Raw genomic sequence first — 17,447 nt, 5'->3', positions numbered from 1 at the left:
ATCTAAAATTCACATAATGCCTCTATTATGTACTTAATAATTAGTTTTATACACCAAGAGATTGGAGGGTACATAATATGAGGTATGATAAGATTTCTAAACGAGTTTTTTCTATATTACTGGCAACTGCGATTGCAACCAGTGGAACACCAACTACTAAAGTTGTAGCTTCAACATCGAGCAAAAGGGTAACTACATCAAGTAAAACAAGTAATTCATCAGATAGTGATAAAGCAGTTGGCAATCAATTAGCAAATAATCAGTCGACGAGACAGACTCCACCAGCAAAACCAGACGGAAATCCACCAGACGATAAGGCACCAGACGATAAGGCACTAGATGGTCAGACATCAGGTAATCATATTCCACCGGCAAAACCAGATGGAAATCCACCAAGTGGCCAGGCACCAGACGGAGCTTCAAACACCAACATCAAATATTCAGCAGTCAAAAAGATGACTAAGAATTCTACAGAAACAAATGGACAATATAAGTCCACAGGAATGGATGAGAATGCTATTTTAGTGACAAAAGCAAAAACAATCTTAAATAATGCAAACGTCACAAGAAAGAATTCAAAGTCCACAGGTGGCGATACGTCTTCTTTTTACGGAGTCGGTGCTGCAATTTTAAATAAGGGTGGTAAACTTTACGTTAACGGAGGAACGATTGCAACTGATGCAGCAGGAGCAGCTGGTATTTTTTCTTATAATAAGGGTGTGATATATGCGCAGGGATCAACAATTAATACAAAGCAAGATACTTCAGGTGGAATTCATGTTGCAGGTGGAGGAAAGCTCTATGCATGGGGACTTAACGTAACAACAAACGGCGAATCATCTGCTGCAATCAGAAGCGACAGAGGTGGAGGAACGATGGTAGTCGATGGAGGAACTTATACATCTAATGGAATTGGTTCACCTGCCATTTACTCCACAGCTGACATTACGGTTAACAATGCAACCTTAAATGCTACTAATTCAGAAGCAATTTGTCTTGAAGGAAAAAACACGATACGTCTTTTCAATTCTAATCTTAAAGGAAACATGCCAGACAATGAGCAAAATGATAACACGTGGACGGCAATTGTTTATCAGAGCATGTCAGGAGATTCACAGGAAGGAAACGGAACCTTTGAGATGGTAGGTGGAACGCTTACATCAGGAAATGGCGGGATTTTCTACACGACTAATACTGACAGCACTTTTATTTTAAGTGATGTAAAAATAAATTATTCAGATGATTGTGATTATTTTTTACGAGCAACCGGAAATTCCAACAAGAGAGGATGGGGCCAGACTGGCAAAAACGGAGCAAATTGTAAGTTTACAGCTAGCAAACAGGAAATGAAGGGCAAGGTTGTCTATGATTCAATCAGCAATCTTAACTTTTATATGAAGGATGGTTCGAAGTTGACCGGTTCATTTGTTGATGATGAGACAAATGCTGGAACAGGCGGAGATGGTAAATGCAATGTATATATATCATCAGATTCAACATGGGTAGTTACAGATAACAGCAAGGTTACGAATCTTTATTCTGAAGGAAAAATTGTAGATTCAGAAGGTAAAATAGTGACAATTAAAGGCGAAGACGGAACTGTTTATGTAAAAGGCGACAGCAAATATGTTGTAACTGTAAAAACATATAGTGCAAAGGCTGATTTTAGCGGCGCTTCAAAGGTTGACAAATATTCGGATTACAAAGTTGCAAAACCATCAGAATTTACAACTGACATTCTGTCTAACCCAAAAGATAAAACAGCTGCAACAAGCTCACAAAGCACAAAAAGAAATATAGGAATAATAGTTTCGGCTGTAGTTTTTGCAGGTGTAATTTGGGGTGTGGTTTTATTTTTGCTTAAGAAGAAAAAAAGATAGGAAAATATAAATTTTACAAATAACACTGTAGAATATTTAGAAATGAGGTACACGCCCAAAATCCCGGCATTGGTTGTATATTTTATAATTTTATGGTAGACTTAAACTGTTTTAAGAATGTTTAGCAGGAGGAATTATGATGGAAAGCTATAAGAACGAGTTTATTGAATTTATGGTAGAATGTAACGTTTTAAAATTTGGAGAGTTTACATTAAAGAGTGGCAGAAAGTCTCCATTTTTTATGAATGCCGGTGCATATGTAACAGGTACACAGTTAATGAAATTAGGTGAGTACTATGCTAAGGCAATTCATGAGAATTTTGGTGATGATTTTGACGTACTATTCGGACCTGCATATAAGGGAATTCCATTATCAGTAGCAACAACAATTGCTTTTTCTAAACTATATGGAAAAGAGATTCGTTATTGTTCAAACAGAAAAGAAATCAAAGATCACGGTGACACAGGAATTTTATTAGGAAGTGACATTCATGATGGAGACAAAGTTGTAATTATCGAAGATGTTACAACATCAGGTAAATCAATTGAAGAGACATTCCCTATTATTAAAGCTCAGGGTGATGTTGAGATTAAAGGACTTATGGTTTCTTTAAACAGAATGGAAGTTGGTCTTGGTGGAGTTAAAGGCGCTTTAGATGAAATCCAGGAGAAATACGGCTTTCCAGCTCATGCGATTGTAACAATGGAAGAGGTAACAGACCATTTATACAATAAAGAATGTCAGGGAAAAGTAGTTATAGATGATAAAATAAAAGCAGCTATTGACGATTACTATGAAAAATATGGTTACAAAAAATAGATTTTTAATTAAATGTTGCTGGAAATTGGAGGAGAAAGAATGAGAAAAACTAAAAAAAGTAAACGACATTATATCGCCGTCTTTATATTTGTCGTGTATATAGTTGTCTTGTTTTACTTATTGTTTTTCGCAGAGTCAATGGGAAGGACGAATAGACATTTTAGTTACAACGTCAAGCCATTTAAAGAAATAAAGAGATTTTATGAATACAGAAACAAAATTGGAATGGAATATTTCATTTTGAATGTATTTGGCAATATTGTGGCCTTCGTACCTTTTGGCTTTTTTCTTCCAGAAATAAATAAAAAATTTTCAAATGTGTTTGTAGTGGTTGCCGCTGGGTTGCTATTTAGCCTCGGCGTTGAGCTGCTACAATTGCATTATCATATAGGGAGTTTTGACGTTGATGATATTTTTTTAAATACATCAGGGACATTCGCTGGCTATATTATATTTAAAACTTACGCAATAATAAGAAAAATTCAACGATTACTACAAAGAAAGGATTAGATTATGGCCACTAAACGTAAAAAGTTTAAAATTACAATAAAAAAACAATCAAAACTTGCGATGTTAGCATTGGGATTAGCTATATTTTTGTTAGGATTGTTTTTCGCATTTATCTATGTTGCATTTAAAGCTAAAGGACAGTTATCTGCATATTTTGGAAGTGTTGGAGTACTGGCATTGATAGGAACGTTTTTTTCAATTTATCTGTCAATTAAAAGTTTTTTTGAGGATGACGTAATTAAAATTTTACCAAGAATTTCTTTGGCAATATCAATCCTTGCTTTATTATGCTGGGGTGGTACATATGGATTAGGATTTTTCTTATAAGAAAAGGAGATTTGTATGAGCTATAAAGAATTATATAAAAAAAATAATGAGACTCTCAAAGAGAGATATGAATTAGTTTCAGAAAGAATAAGAACTATTTCAAACATGAAAGAAGCTGAAGTATCAATTGAAGAAAAGTATGCTTCTTTTTTTGTGAAAATATCACAGTTTTTAGTTAAGCTTCAGGAAGTATTGGTTAAGGAAAAAAGTGGAGAATTACTAGCGATGTCAGCTGAGGAAGGCAAGGCATTAAATGATAGTCTTTTCGATGAAATCAAAAAAGAAAATTATGATTTTAGTTTTGCAAATCCTTCTTTTGCAGTAAAAACTTTTGGAAAAGATTTTGGACAGCTGTTTTCTGCGATTTTTGCATCAGTTATTAATATAATTCCAACAGTCTTCCAGGGTGATTATACTTTTATCTGTATTTATGAGGAATTAATTCTTGAAATCTATACAATTATGCAGGATAGGGAAGGTTTTACTTATAAGGCAGTTCAGGATTCATACTACTGGTTCAAACATGATTATATAGAAGTGGTTATGGAGGACAAGGTTAATAAATTAATTAATCCGGAATATGATTACTATCAGAAACTTATTGATATGTCAAAAGATGGAATTGATTATTTATATAAATATGGTTTTTACATTAGTAATGATGAAATCGAAAGTGCACGATATTTAGCTACTTTTTCAGATGAAGAAATTCAAAAAATGGCAGATACTTATACGGAAGGATACAGAATCGGTTTTGAAGTTACAGGTAAGGACTTATCAATAAAAGATAAAGCAGAAATCAGATATCCGGTTGGATTTGAAAGAGTTGTAAGAGTTGCTATTAAAAACTTCGAAAAATTAAATCTAAAATCAATTTTAAAACCTTATTCAACTCCTGCAAATAAGCAATTTGATTATGATCATAGAGAAGATATGGGTATAGTGTTAGATAAGGCTATTATAGAACGTGGACTTGAAAGTTATAGGTGTGCGTTTGAAAAAATAAAAAAAGAAGCAAGAGGATATGCAGGACCGGCCGTAATTGAAGTTTTTGGAGAAGAGCCATTCTCACCAATAACAAAAGAAGAAAATGTAAAACTAAATGCAAAACAGCAGAAATTATCAGTCTATAATAAGAGCGAAATTTCTCAAATCGTTAATAAATATATTGTTGGAGAGGAGAGAAGTTTTACAATTATTGCTTTCCCAATCGCTTCAATTGGAGATAAATATAAACAGATTTTTGCCGAAACAGTAAGATTAAATACACTTGATTATAATTTTTACAGGGACATGCAGCAAAAGATTATTGATGTACTAGATACAGGAGATAAAGCTCACATTGTTGGAACGAATGGAAACAAAACTGATTTGTATGTCAATTTATACAAATTAAACGACCCTAATAAAGAAACAATTTTTGAAAACTGTGTAGCAGATGTTAATATTCCTGTAGGCGAGGTATTTACAAGCCCTGTGCTTAAAGGAACAACAGGTAAATTACATGTTAGTCAGGTGTATTTAAACGGTTTGAAATTTATTAATTTAGAGATTGATTTTAAAGATGGTATGATTGCCGACTATACATGTACTAATTTTGATTCAGAAGAGGATAATAAGAAATATATTAAAGATAATATTCTTATGAACCACGAGACTCTTCCAATGGGTGAATTTGCAATCGGTACTAATACAGTTGCATATAAAATGGCAGATACATATCAGATAGCAGATAAAATGCCAATACTTATCGCTGAAAAGACAGGTCCTCATTTTGCAGTAGGTGATACATGTTACAGCTACGATGAAGATAATATGACTTACAACCCTGATAAAAAGGCGATTGTTGCAAGAGACAATGAAATATCGGCTTTACGAAAAGAAGACTATTCTAAGGCATATTTTAACTGTCATACAGATATTACGATACCTTATAACGAGCTTGGTCGTATAAGTGTTATTACTAAAACAGGTGAGAATAAAGATATTATTGTTGACGGAAGATTTGTTGTACAAGGTACAGAAAAATTAAATGAGCCATTAGATGAGATGGAAGGATAGATGCTGCATCCAACTTATAAAAAATATAAGAATTACTAATTTTTAATATACAATAAATTAGTATATTATATAAATGTAGATATGCTTTATGCGTTTTGTTATGAAGTTTATTTTCAAAAGTATAAAGAAAATTGAGGGCTCGTGAGATATTCCATTGATATCCCATGAGTTATCCGTAAATTTTGTATAAGTTTTAGGAGGAAAAAAATGGCGCAAGTAGGAATAGTAATGGGCAGTGACTCAGATATGCCTGTAATGTCACAAGCTGCAGCAATTTTAGACAAATTTGGAATTTCATATGAGATGAAGATTATATCTGCACATAGAGAACCAGATGTGTTCTTTGATTATGCAAAAACAGCAGAAGAAAAAGGTTTTAAAGTAATTATAGCAGGTGCAGGAATGGCCGCTCATTTACCAGGAATGTGCGCAGCAATTTTCCCAATGCCTGTAATCGGTATACCAATGCACACAACATCTTTAGGTGGAAGAGATTCATTATATAGCATCGTTCAAATGCCTTCAGGAATCCCTGTTGCAACTGTAGCTATCAATGGAGGAAAAAATGCAGGTATTTTAGCTGCTAAGATCCTTGCAACATCTGATAATTGTTTGTTAGAAAAAGTTAAAGCATACGCAGCTGAATTAAAAGAACAAGTAGAAGCTAAAGATGCAAGATTACAAGAAGTAGGTTATCAAAATTACTAATATGAAATCAGTTTATTTTGTTAGACATGGACAAACAGTTTGGAATGTTGAAAATAAGATTTGTGGTGCGACAGATAGCGAGTTAACAGAACTTGGAAAACAACAGGCAGCTGAAACTGGAAAAAAGATATTAGAAAGTGGAATAAAAATTGATCAGATTTTATATTCCCCACTTTCAAGAGCAAGAGATACAGCACTTATAATTTCTGAGATAACAGGAATTCCAGCGAGGGAAGAAAAGAGATTAATCGAGCAAAATTTTGGAAAATATGAGGGAACTGCTAGAGATGGAATAGAATTCAAAAAGTCTAAAGCAAACTTCGCAGATAGATATTGTGGAGGAGAGTCTATGTTACAGTTGGCTCAAAGAATTTATAATCTATTAGACGAAGTGAAAGAAAAATCGGACGATAAAACGTATCTTTTGGTTGCTCATAATGGAATAGCAAGAATGGTTAATTCATATTTTTGTGAGATGACAAATGAAGAATATGCTTCATTTGGTATAAAGAATGCTCAGGTTGTAAAATATGATTTTGAGTAAATAATTCACGAAAATTTGTAAAGCTAGATTAATTAATAGTTACTATATTTTTATCTGACCATGGATTTTCCATGGTCAGTAATAAACATCGTTATCATTATTCAATGATTCTAAATTTCCCTTTCTTGAAGGTTTAATAATTTAATCTTAAATTTTCCAATTTAAATGAAAACTTTTTAAAAAATATTGCATAATATAATATAATACTCCTTGAATGCATTTATATATAAAATTAATTTTATAAATATTATACTTTAAGGAGACTGAAATAGATTAGACAAAGGGAGTTATGTATGCGAAAAATACTTAGACTAGTTCAATTTGATATAAGGAGAAATTATTTATCATATATGATTATAATACTTAATGTTATTGCACTTTCTTTTTGTGTAAAATATAGTATTAGAACATATAAAGGGGCAACTGCTGAAATAGCTGAAGATAATCGCTACATCAATTTATGGGATATAAGTGATATAAAAGATACTACAGATTTTTTTAAAGACTTGCTTTTGGTAAAAAAAATTAATTTTGAATCAATTGAATTGGATTTTGAAAGTGACAATGAAAATGATCAATCTCTTTCTGTTAGACCGTATTTTTCTGCAAAATATAATAAATTAAATCCCAATTTAGAAGACAAACTTATCTCAGGACGAATATTTACGGAAAAAGAAATCAAATCTGAGGAACATATAGCGATAGTTGATAAATATGTTTGGGATGCAATTGGCAAAAAAGATACCATCAACATATATTCTGTAAAATATAGAATAGTAGGAATTGCTGATTTGTACACTTCGGAAGAAAAAATAATTATTCCATATAATTTCACCCTTCAAAACTGTAGTATTGATTATGCTAGAGCAACTATTAAATCTACAAAATATTATAAAATGGTATATTATGATGTAGAAAAAATTGTGAGGAAATATTTAAACAATAATTCGGAAATTGAGACTGTTATGAATAATTATAGTGACACTTCTTTGGAGTATGGAAGAACATTTTTGGTGGTTTCAGTTTTTGTCATTATTACTGTTGCCGCGTCAATTGTAAATTTACTATATATTGTTAAAATGTTCAAACGACAAAATGAGACAATTAATAGAATATACTTTAGACTTGGAATCGACAGAAAAACCAAAATAATTATTAGAACAGTTGTAAATGCATATTTTGCAACTGTTCTGATGTTGATAATATTTTTATTAAGGAGTGCTAATTTGTAATGTTAAATACTTATAAAAGATATGTTTATATAAATAAAAATTATATGAAAGTGAATAGAATAGCACTCTGGATTTTATTATCATTAACAGTTGTAATTACAATAGCTGTTTCTGTAATTTTTTCAAAAGTTTATACTTCCTACAATGAAAAAAAATTATATTATCAATTAGCAAAAAATAATATTTCTTGTATTAGCTGTCCTATAAAGGAGGTGGACAAGAAAAAGTTATATAAAAGTACACAAAAAGCTAGTAGTTCAGAAAAGTATTTAAAGATGTTTCTTAAAGACCAATCTAAAGGAAACGATAAAGTCGAATTTATCAGTAAATGTTATTTTCGAATACCAATAATTGGAACCCAAAAACAATATTTTGCTTATAAAATGGATTCAAATTTTGCAAAGTATATAAAATATGATTTATTATTTGGAAAGTGGTTTAATACTAATAAGGAGCAAAATTCTTATGACTCAATAAATGAATTTCAGGCTATTGTTTCAAGAGAAATGCTGTTTGAATATAAATTGAATCATTCTTATAAGATTACTTTGGGGAATGGAAAAAAAGTAAATGTTAGAATTATAGGAATATTAAAAAATGATTTTATTTTTCAAAAAAACTTTGTCGATGAATGCAACAACGGAATGATAATTCTAGATGACAAAAATCAATTAAATTTTCCCGAAACTATGGAAACCTATACTTCTGATTATGTGATATATGTGTCTTGTCAGATAAAAGGATCTCAAAAAGCTTTGAAGAATTTTTGGAAAGGGAGGAACCGGGAAGAAAATGATTCAACTTTTTATTATAATCATCAAATATTAAAAGACGAACTTGATACATTAAAATCTTTGTTGGAGCTTGCTATAAGTCTTTTTGCTATACAGATAATTGGAATTTTTGGCTATTTTGTAAATTTGATTAATAAGGAGAAAGAAAAAATATTAATTTATAAAAGAGTCGGTGCGAAAGATTCGGACATAAGAAGAATATATTTAGTGGATACAATCCGATTTATTGCTTTACCTGAAATAATTACAACGGCTTTTATATATCTATTTGGTGAAATATTTTCTTTAGAACGTAGATTTCAATTTAACATAATAATGCTAGTAATAATATTATTAGAGCTGTTAATTTCAAGTTTGATTATTTCGCATAAGATAAAAACAATTAATTTGACTGGGAAGGAATAGTATACTATGAACATTAGGAATATAAATCAGAAGCAATATCTTAAGCAAAAACAATATTTTAAGCAAAAACAAGAGCATGATAGAAGAAAAAAAATATTGTCATTAAAAAATATAAAAAAAATCAGCAACGGAACAACGATTTTAGATGATGTTTCTGTAGACTTTTATGAAAGCGAGATGGTAGGAATCTATGGAGAATCTGGTGCTGGAAAAACTAGTTTATTAAATATTATTGGATGCTTTGACAATGATTTTACAGGTCATGTACTCATGGAAGATATCAATATTGAGAATTTATCTTCAGATCAAAAAGCTAATATTCGCAATAAAAAAATTGGTTTTGTAGTTCAGGATTTTTCTTTAATTGAAGAAATGACAGTTTACGACAATGTTGCACTTACTTTACTTTTTGACAAAAGTGTTTCCTTTGTCAACATAAGAAGTAAAATAGTTGAGGCACTCGATAAAGTCGGAATGAAAAAATATATAAACAAAAAAATAAAATTAATGTCTGGTGGCGAAAAACAAAGAATTGCAATTGCTAGAGCTATTGTAAACGAACCTGATATTTTAATAGCCGATGAACCAACAGGTGCATTAGATAGCAAAAACACACAAAAGATAATGGAATTGTTTTTGCAATTAAATAAACAGTTTAACACGACAGTTATATTAGTTAGTCATGATATGAATTGCATAAATATGTGCTATAGAAAAATCAAAATGGAGGATGGACACATTGAAAGCGATGAATAAATGCAATAATATCAAAAAAAATTAGGCTTATGGATATATACGGTGAGTGTTAATTATTTTAAATTATATACAAAAAGGTAGCTTTTTGTTATTTGAGGAATCACCTCATTTTAGCAAAGAGTTACCTTTTTTATTTTTTGTGTTCTTATATATAGTTAAGGAAACGAACAGAATACGTGGGTTTTTATTATTTCAAATCCTATTTAAAAAATATCACAAAAAGACAAATAATTAACAATAGAAAATGCAATATCTGACAATAAAAAAATCTATTTAATAAAAAAATGAAATAAAAAATTTAAAAATAAAGAAATTTAGAAAAGTAAAACAAGAAAATGAGATAAAAATTATAATTTATATAATTAAAAAAAGATAATAAATACGTATAAAATAGCAACTTAAAGGAAACTAAACAATTACATTTAACTAATAATTAAAAATATAAAACAAAAAAAGAGAACTTAATTTTTTGAATCAAAGGGTTGACATTTTTTTGAAAGTAGTTTATCATCTAAACTAATTTAATAAATAAATTAATGTAATAAAATTTAAAAGAAGAATGGAGAGCAAAAAAATGAATTTTGAAAAAGTAAGAGACGTTATCGTAGAAACAGTTAATTTAAACCCAGAGGAAATTAAATTAGAATCTAACTTAAAAGAGAACTTAAACTTAGATTCATTAGACGCAGTTGAACTTAACATGGCTTTAGAAGAAGCTTTCGATATCACAATCGATGATGAAGAACTTATGAAATTTATCACAGTTAAAGATATCGTAGATTATATTGATGCTAATGTAGCAGCATAATCAATTGTTATCAATTGTAATAAATAACTAGTCGTTGGCTAGTAAAAGGAAAGAGGACAACATGAAAACTTCTGAAATTTATGAGCTTATTGAAAAAATAGAAACATCCAAAATTAGTGAGTTTGAATATAGCAATGGAGATTTTAGTGTTTCAATAAAAAAAGAGCCAAAAAACACCATTGTACAAACAATGCCAATTAGTAATGACTCAACTGAAACTAAATCAATCACAGTAGACGTTGATACATCAGCCAAAAAGGTTGAAAGTAATAATGATAAAGCCATTAAAGCTCCACTTGTTGGAACTTTCTATAGAGCATCAGCTCCAGGCGAAAAACCATTTGTTATGATTGGTCAAAAGATTAAAAAAGGTGATGTAATCGGTATTATTGAGGCAATGAAAATGATGAATGATATCGTAGCAACAGAAGATGGTGTTGTTACTTCGATTGATGTAGAAGATGGAAAAATGGTAGAATTCGATCAACCACTTTTACATTATCAACAATAATTTAGCAAATCTTACATGGAGGAAAAATGTTTAAAAGAATTTTAATTGCAAACCGTGGTGAGATTGCTTTAAGAATTATTAGATGTTGTAGAGAAATGGGAATTGAAACAGTAGTCGTTTATTCGACAGAGGATAAGGATTCTCTTCCCGTTATTCTCGCAACAAAAGCGGTCTGTATCGGTCCAGCAAAATCAAAAGATAGTTATTTAAATGAAGATGTATTAATAGAGACTGCAAAGTTGACAGAAGCTGATGCTATCCACCCAGGATATGGTTTTTTATCAGAAAATGCAGAGTTCGCACAAAAATGTGAAGATAATGGTATTAATTTTATTGGACCTAATTCATTTATCATAAATGGTATGGGAGATAAACAAAATGCCAGAAAGTTAATGATAAAAAATGGGGTACCGGTTGTACCAGGTTCAAAGAGCTTGGTTAATACTTGGGAAGAAGCAAGTAAAATTGCTGATGAAATCGGATATCCAGTATTGATAAAGGCATCTGCAGGCGGTGGCGGTAAAGGAATGCGAAAGGCTTTTTCACCAGATGAAATCAAGTCGGCTTATGAAACGGCAAAAGCAGAAACTTTAGCGGCATTTAACAACGGTGATATGTATGTAGAAAAATTAATAGTTAATCCACATCATATTGAAGTTCAAATCTTAGCAGACAAATATGGCAACATGGTTTATCTAGGAGAAAGAGATTGTTCTATTCAGAAAAATAATCAAAAACTTCTTGAAGAATCACCATCATGGGTTTTAGATGATAAATTAAGACACGAAATGGGACAGGTTGCATTAAAAGCAGCAAAAGCATGTAATTACTACAGTGCTGGAACTGTCGAGTTTGTTTTAGATGAGAAAGGCAATTACTATTTCATTGAAATGAACACAAGAGTTCAAGTTGAACATCCAGTTACAGAAGTTGTAACAGGTGTAGATATTATCAAAGAGCAAATTAGAATTGCAGCAGGAATGAAATTAAGTTATACCCAAGAAGATATAGATATAGAAGGTCATGGTATTGAGTGTAGAATTAATGCTCTTACACCAGGTACAGTTAAGTTCGTACATTTTCCAGCAGGATATGGAGTAAGGGTAGAAAGTTATTTGTATTCAGGATGTAAGGTATCGCCTGTATATGATTCTATGATTGCAAAAATAATTGTTAAAGGTCAATCAAGATTAGAAGCAATAAAACGAATGAGAAGAGCACTTGAAGAATTAGTGATTGAGGGAATTAAAACAAATGCAGAGTATATGCATATTTTGACATTCCATCCAAGTTTTATTAGTGGAAATTACAATACTGGCTTTTACGAAAAAAACAATGAAGAGATAATGAAATGGCTTAATGAGGGTGTTGATTAATGGAAATATCAGATATTTTTAAAAATAAAAAAAATAGACTTGATAAGTTAAGACGTACAAGAAGAAAAGTTGACGTAGAGGAAACTTTAGAATGTAAAAGATGCCATGGTCAATTTGCAAAAAGTGTTTTAAAGAAAAATTTTATGATTTGTCCAGATTGTAATAAATATTTTTCAATGTCTGCTGAAGATAGAATCCGTTCTATCGCAGATGAAAAGACATTTAAAGAACATTTAAAAGGCATGTATTCAGTAAACCCTATCGATTTTTTAGATTATGACAAAGTAATTGAAAAAAATAAAAATAGATCAAAACGTGATGAAGCTGTTATAACAGGTGTTTGTAAAATTAATGGAATCAAATGTGCTATAGCTGTTATGGAATCTCAGTTTATGATGGGAAGTATGGGTACTGTCGTTGGAGAAAGAATTTCTGCTATAACAGAAGTTGCAGGCAAACATAATTTACCACTTATCATTTTTAGTGCCAGTGGTGGTGCAAGAATGCAAGAGGGTATGTTTTCTTTGATGCAAATGGCAAAGACATCAACAGTGATTGAAAAATTCAAAGAAAATGGTGGATTATTTTTATCAGTATATACAAATCCAACAACGGGTGGAGTTTCTGCCAGTTTTGCAGCACTTGGAAATATTTTGATTGCAGAACCGGATGCATTGATTTGTTTTGCAGGACCAAGGGTTATTGAACAGACAATTGGAGAAAAGTTACCAGAAGGATTCCAACATTCTGAATTTTTATTAAAGAGCGGAATGTTAGATATGATAGTTGAAAGACAAGATTTAAAAGAAACTATACATAGAATTTTGGTCATGCATAATTATTTGCCATGAGAGGTTGAAAAAAGATGAAAGAACTTACAACATATGACAGAGTTCTTATTGCAAGAGATAAAAAAAGACCACAAGTCTCAAAATACATTGAAGAATTATTTGATGATTTTATCGAATTAAAAGGTGATAGATTATCAGGTGATGATGAGAGTATTCTTGGTGGAATTGCAATGTTTCACGGAACTCCAGTAACAATAATTGGTCAAAGAAAAGGAAAAAGTCTTGAGGAAAGCATGAGATTTAACTTTGGAATGTGTTCTCCAGAGGGATATAGAAAAGGTATGCGTCTTATGAAGGAAGCTGAAAGATTTCATAGACCAATAATTACTTTTATAGATACACCAGGAGCTTATCCAGGAAAAGAAGCAGAAGAACATGGACAGGCTAATGCTATTGCTGAAAGTATGGCGCTTATGTCTAGTTTGAAAGTTCCAATTATTGCAATAATAACTGGTGAAGGAAACAGCGGTGGTGCACTTGCGCTTAGTGTCGCAGATAAAATTTGGATGTTAGAAAATTCAATTTTTGCAGTTCTATCTCCAGAAGGTTTTGCATCTATCCTATGGAAAGATGGTTCACTTGCACCAAAGGCTAGTGAAGTCATGAAAATTACGGCTAAGGAACTTTATGATTTTGGACTTATTGATGATGTTATTGCTGAAGATAGAAATATGTTTAAAGTCATAGACAAAAAATTGCAAAAAGAAATATCTTCTCTTCAAAAACTCAGTCAAAATACGTTAATAGAAAATAGATATTTAAAATTTAGAAATATAGATGAAAAGAAAAAAGCGTTAAAAGTTATAAAAGAATAGAAGGGTAGGAAATTGTAGTTGAAAGGTATAAATATAGTTTCTACAGGAAGATGTTTACCAGAAAAAGTAATAGATAACGATGCATTAAGTACTTTTGTAGATACATCAGATGAATGGATTTACACAAGAACTGGAATTAAAATGCGTCATAAATGTGAAGAAGAAAGCAATACATTTTTAGCATGTGGTGCAGCAAAAGAAGCATTAAAAAAAGCTAAAGTAAAAGAAAATATAGATGAAAATGATATTGGAGTAGTTATTGTTGCGACGACAACAGGTGATAATGCTTTTCCATCTACAGCATGTATGGTTGCAAAAGAATTAGGACTTTCAAATGAAATTATTGCATTTGATATTAGCGCAGCATGTTCTGGTTTCGTGTACGGATTAGAAATTGTTAGAGGACTTTTAACTAATTCATCAAAAAAATATGGATTATTAATTGGAAGTGAGCAGATTTCTAAAATTATGGACTATAACGACAGAACAACTTGCGTTTTATTTGGAGATGGAGCAGGTGCAGCAGTAATCAAATTAGATGAGAGTCTATATGTTCATAAAGCATATGCAAGTGGCAATTTCGAAGGTTTAAATTGCTCGGGCGTAGGAAAAGATAATAACTATTTACATATGGATGGAAAAGCTGTTTTTAAAGCAGCTGTTACAGCTTTTGATCAGGCTATAAAAGATGCATTAGAAGAAGCAAATTTAACATTAGAAGATATAGACCATGTAGTTTGCCACCAGGCTAATGTAAGAATTATAAATCATGTGGCTAATAAACATAAAGAGAGTAAAGATAAATTTTACGTAAATATTGATAGATATGCTAATACATCTGCAGCATCGATTCCAATTGCTTTAGATGAATTATATGAGAATAATAAAATTAAAAAAGGTCAAAAGGTATTGCTAGTAGCATTCGGTGCTGGTTTTACTTGGAGTAGTGCAATTTATACGGCTTAATTAAGATAAATGAATTGGTTTTTACCCAAAGAGTATTCAAATTTGAGTAAAGGAAAAGGTGGAAGATAAAATGAAATTAAATGAGATTTTAGGTATAAAATATCCTTTTATCCAAGGAGGAATGGCAAATATCGCAACAGGTGAGTTTGCAGCTTCGGTATCAAACGCTGGAGGACTTGGACTTATAGCTGCAGGAGGAATGACAGTTGATAGTTTAAGAGAAAACATTAGAAAATGTAAAGAATTAACAAATAATCCTTTCGGTGTAAATCTTATGTTAATGCATCCAGCAGCAGATGAAATGGCTCAAGTTGTTGTAGAAGAGGGTGTAAAAATCGTAACAACAGGTGCAGGTAATCCTGGAAAATATATGGATGATTTCAAAAAAGCAGGTATTAAAGTTTTACCAGTAGTAGCATCTGTAGCATTGGCTAAAAGAATGGAAAAATTAGGAGCTGATGCAATTATTGCAGAAGGAACAGAAAGTGGTGGACATGTTGGAGAGATGACAACAATGACACTTGTTCCACAGGTAGTAGATGCAGTAAATATTCCAGTTGTGGCAGCAGGTGGAATTGCTGATGGAAGACAGCTTGCAGCTGCATTTGCTTTAGGAGCTTGTGGTGTTCAGGTTGGAACATGTTTATTAGCTTCTGAAGAGTGTCCAATTCATCCAGAATATAAAAATGCTATTTTAAGAGCAAAAGACAACACAACTGTTGTAACAGGTAGAATTACAGGTACACCAGTTAGAATTATTAAAAACTCAATGGCAAGAGAATACATTAAACAAGAAAAAAATGGTGCAGATAAGATGGAACTTGAAAAATTTACTTTAGGTTCACTTAGACGAGCTGTTTTTGAAGGCGACGTAAAAACTGGTTCACTTATGGCTGGACAGGTTGCAGGTCAGATTAAAGAAATTAAACCAATTAAAGATATTTTTGAAGATATGTATGCAGGCTATGAGAGGACTGTAAACAAATTAGGAGCATAGAAATAAAATGGAATTAAATTTAAATGGAAAACTATTAAAACACGGAATTATTCAAGGTGGAATGGGCGTAGGTGTCTCATTATCAGAACTTGCTGGAAATGTTGCAAAAGAAGGTTGCATGGGAGTTATTAGCTCAGTGAATATTGGATATAAAGAGAATGATTTTTTAAAGAATCCATTTGAAGCAAATATGAGAGCTTTAAAATATCATATCCAAAGAGCTAAAGAAATTTCTCAAGGAAACGGGTTAATCGCAGTAAATATCATGGTTGCAGTTAGCCATTATGCAGAAACAGTTAAATGTGCTATAGAAGCAGGTGCAGATGCAATCATATCAGGTGCAGGATTACCACTTAACTTACCTGAGTACGTAAAAGATTCAAAGGCTTTGTATGCACCTATTGTATCAAGTAAAAAGGCAGCAGAACTTTTGTGTAAACGTTTTTCAAAAAAATATAATTCAGTACCTGATTTTATGGTAATTGAAGGCTATAAAGCAGGAGGACATCTTGGTTTTTCAAATCAGGATCTAGAAGAAAAAACATGTCAGGATAACCTAACAATTTTAGGAGAGGTTTTAGAAACAATTAGACCGTACGAGGAAAAATTTAGGAGAAAAATTAATATTTTCTTAGGTGGAGGTATTTTTACAGGAAAGGATATGGCAACGGCTTTACAAAATGGAGCAAGTGGTGTACAGATCGGAACACGTTTTATTGCAACTAAAGAATGTGATGCCAGTGATACTTTTAAAGATGTTATTGTAAATGCTAAAGAAAGTGATATTAAAATCATTAAAAGCCCTGTTGGAATGCCAGCTCGTGCAGTATTTACGCCACTTCTTCAAAATTTGGAGAAAGGTAAAACATTTTTCGCAGAAAAATGTAATAACTGTTTAAAAGCTTGCCCAAAAGGAAACAAAATTCCATATTGCATTAGTCGAGCTTTAATCGAGGCTGTAAAAGGCAATAGAGAAGAAGGTTTATTTTTCTGTGGTGAAAATGCATCAAGGGTTTCTAAAATAGTTACTGTAAAGGAATTAGTAAACGAAATCCTAGAGGATTGCAAAAATAATTTGAGATAATA

18 protein-coding genes are annotated in these 17,447 nt (G+C 31.4%); all 18 read left to right on the top strand.

Translation table 11 applies throughout. From position 1 onward, the window contains the following. Positions 1-77: 77 nt before the first annotated feature. The 18 genes from BLV79_RS05285 (at position 78) to BLV79_RS05200 (ending at position 17,445) form a co-directional block, all read left to right on the top strand. Entirely contained in the window at positions 78-1,880 is a 1,803-nt protein-coding gene (locus BLV79_RS05285) for a hypothetical protein (protein WP_074716845.1), read from the top strand. A 139-nt stretch (positions 1,881-2,019) separates the two neighbouring features. Beyond that, positions 2,020-2,700, top strand: coding sequence for an orotate phosphoribosyltransferase (pyrE, locus tag BLV79_RS05280; RefSeq protein ID WP_074716843.1), 681 nt, complete (start codon positions 2,020-2,022; stop codon positions 2,698-2,700). Positions 2,701-2,739: 39 nt separating this feature from the next. Beyond that, positions 2,740-3,210: a VanZ family protein gene (locus tag BLV79_RS05275; RefSeq protein WP_074716841.1), complete on the top strand. Its 471-nt coding sequence runs from the start codon at positions 2,740-2,742 to the stop codon at positions 3,208-3,210. A 3-nt stretch (positions 3,211-3,213) separates the two neighbouring features. Beyond that, the gene (locus BLV79_RS05270) at positions 3,214-3,537 is read left to right on the top strand and encodes a hypothetical protein (protein WP_074716839.1); all 324 of its coding nucleotides are present in this window, start codon (positions 3,214-3,216) and stop codon (positions 3,535-3,537) included. Positions 3,538-3,552: 15 nt separating this feature from the next. Continuing rightward, positions 3,553-5,598 carry an aminopeptidase gene (locus BLV79_RS05265; protein ID WP_074716837.1) on the top strand — a complete coding sequence of 682 codons (2,046 nt, stop codon included), beginning with the start codon at positions 3,553-3,555 and terminating at the stop codon, positions 5,596-5,598. 207 nt (positions 5,599-5,805) lie between these two features. After that, positions 5,806-6,306 (top strand): 5-(carboxyamino)imidazole ribonucleotide mutase, encoded by a 501-nt coding sequence (gene purE, locus BLV79_RS05260; RefSeq protein ID WP_074716835.1) that lies wholly within the window; start codon positions 5,806-5,808, stop codon positions 6,304-6,306. A gap of 1 nt (position 6,307) precedes the next feature. Beyond that, complete coding sequence (locus BLV79_RS05255; protein ID WP_074716833.1) at positions 6,308-6,850, top strand: histidine phosphatase family protein; 543 nt, start codon at positions 6,308-6,310, stop codon at positions 6,848-6,850. A 293-nt stretch (positions 6,851-7,143) separates the two neighbouring features. Then, positions 7,144-8,082, top strand: coding sequence for an ABC transporter permease (locus BLV79_RS05250; RefSeq protein ID WP_143470215.1), 939 nt, complete (start codon positions 7,144-7,146; stop codon positions 8,080-8,082). Next, on the top strand, positions 8,082-9,281 hold the full coding sequence (locus tag BLV79_RS05245) for an ABC transporter permease (RefSeq protein ID WP_074716829.1): 1,200 nt from the start codon (positions 8,082-8,084) through the stop codon (positions 9,279-9,281). Before BLV79_RS05250 ends, BLV79_RS05245 begins: the two co-directional genes overlap by 1 nt. A gap of 6 nt (positions 9,282-9,287) precedes the next feature. Next, a complete protein-coding gene (locus BLV79_RS05240; RefSeq protein WP_083354460.1) occupies positions 9,288-10,037 on the top strand; it encodes an ABC transporter ATP-binding protein in 750 nt (249 codons plus the stop codon). Between the two features lie 574 nt (positions 10,038-10,611). Beyond that, a complete protein-coding gene (gene acpP, locus BLV79_RS05235; protein WP_074716827.1) occupies positions 10,612-10,845 on the top strand; it encodes an acyl carrier protein in 234 nt (77 codons plus the stop codon). A gap of 61 nt (positions 10,846-10,906) precedes the next feature. Next, on the top strand, positions 10,907-11,356 hold the full coding sequence (gene accB / locus BLV79_RS05230; RefSeq protein ID WP_074716825.1) for an acetyl-CoA carboxylase biotin carboxyl carrier protein: 450 nt from the start codon (positions 10,907-10,909) through the stop codon (positions 11,354-11,356). 26 nt (positions 11,357-11,382) lie between these two features. Then, complete coding sequence (accC, locus tag BLV79_RS05225) at positions 11,383-12,732, top strand: acetyl-CoA carboxylase biotin carboxylase subunit (protein WP_074716823.1); 1,350 nt, start codon at positions 11,383-11,385, stop codon at positions 12,730-12,732. Beyond that, positions 12,732-13,583, top strand: a complete 852-nt coding sequence (gene accD, locus BLV79_RS05220) for an acetyl-CoA carboxylase, carboxyltransferase subunit beta (RefSeq protein WP_033421357.1) — start codon at positions 12,732-12,734, stop codon at positions 13,581-13,583. Before accC ends, accD begins: the two co-directional genes overlap by 1 nt. 14 nt (positions 13,584-13,597) lie before the next feature. Further along, positions 13,598-14,398 carry an acetyl-CoA carboxylase carboxyl transferase subunit alpha gene (accA, locus tag BLV79_RS05215; RefSeq protein WP_033421358.1) on the top strand — a complete coding sequence of 267 codons (801 nt, stop codon included), beginning with the start codon at positions 13,598-13,600 and terminating at the stop codon, positions 14,396-14,398. A gap of 18 nt (positions 14,399-14,416) precedes the next feature. Continuing rightward, positions 14,417-15,364, top strand: a complete 948-nt coding sequence (locus tag BLV79_RS05210; protein ID WP_074716821.1) for a beta-ketoacyl-ACP synthase III — start codon at positions 14,417-14,419, stop codon at positions 15,362-15,364. A gap of 58 nt (positions 15,365-15,422) precedes the next feature. Then, positions 15,423-16,361: an enoyl-[acyl-carrier-protein] reductase FabK gene (gene fabK, locus BLV79_RS05205; RefSeq protein WP_278320460.1), complete on the top strand. Its 939-nt coding sequence runs from the start codon at positions 15,423-15,425 to the stop codon at positions 16,359-16,361. Positions 16,362-16,368: 7 nt separating this feature from the next. After that, on the top strand, positions 16,369-17,445 hold the full coding sequence (locus tag BLV79_RS05200; protein WP_074716817.1) for an NAD(P)H-dependent flavin oxidoreductase: 1,077 nt from the start codon (positions 16,369-16,371) through the stop codon (positions 17,443-17,445). The last annotated feature ends 2 nt before the right edge of the window (positions 17,446-17,447 follow it).

It is taken from the genome of Lachnobacterium bovis DSM 14045, from assembly GCF_900107245.1.
Taxonomy (GTDB): Bacteria; Bacillota; Clostridia; order Lachnospirales; family Lachnospiraceae; genus Roseburia; species Roseburia bovis.
Note: the sequence above shows the minus strand (reverse complement) of the source record. Positions and strands in the feature narration are given on the sequence as shown.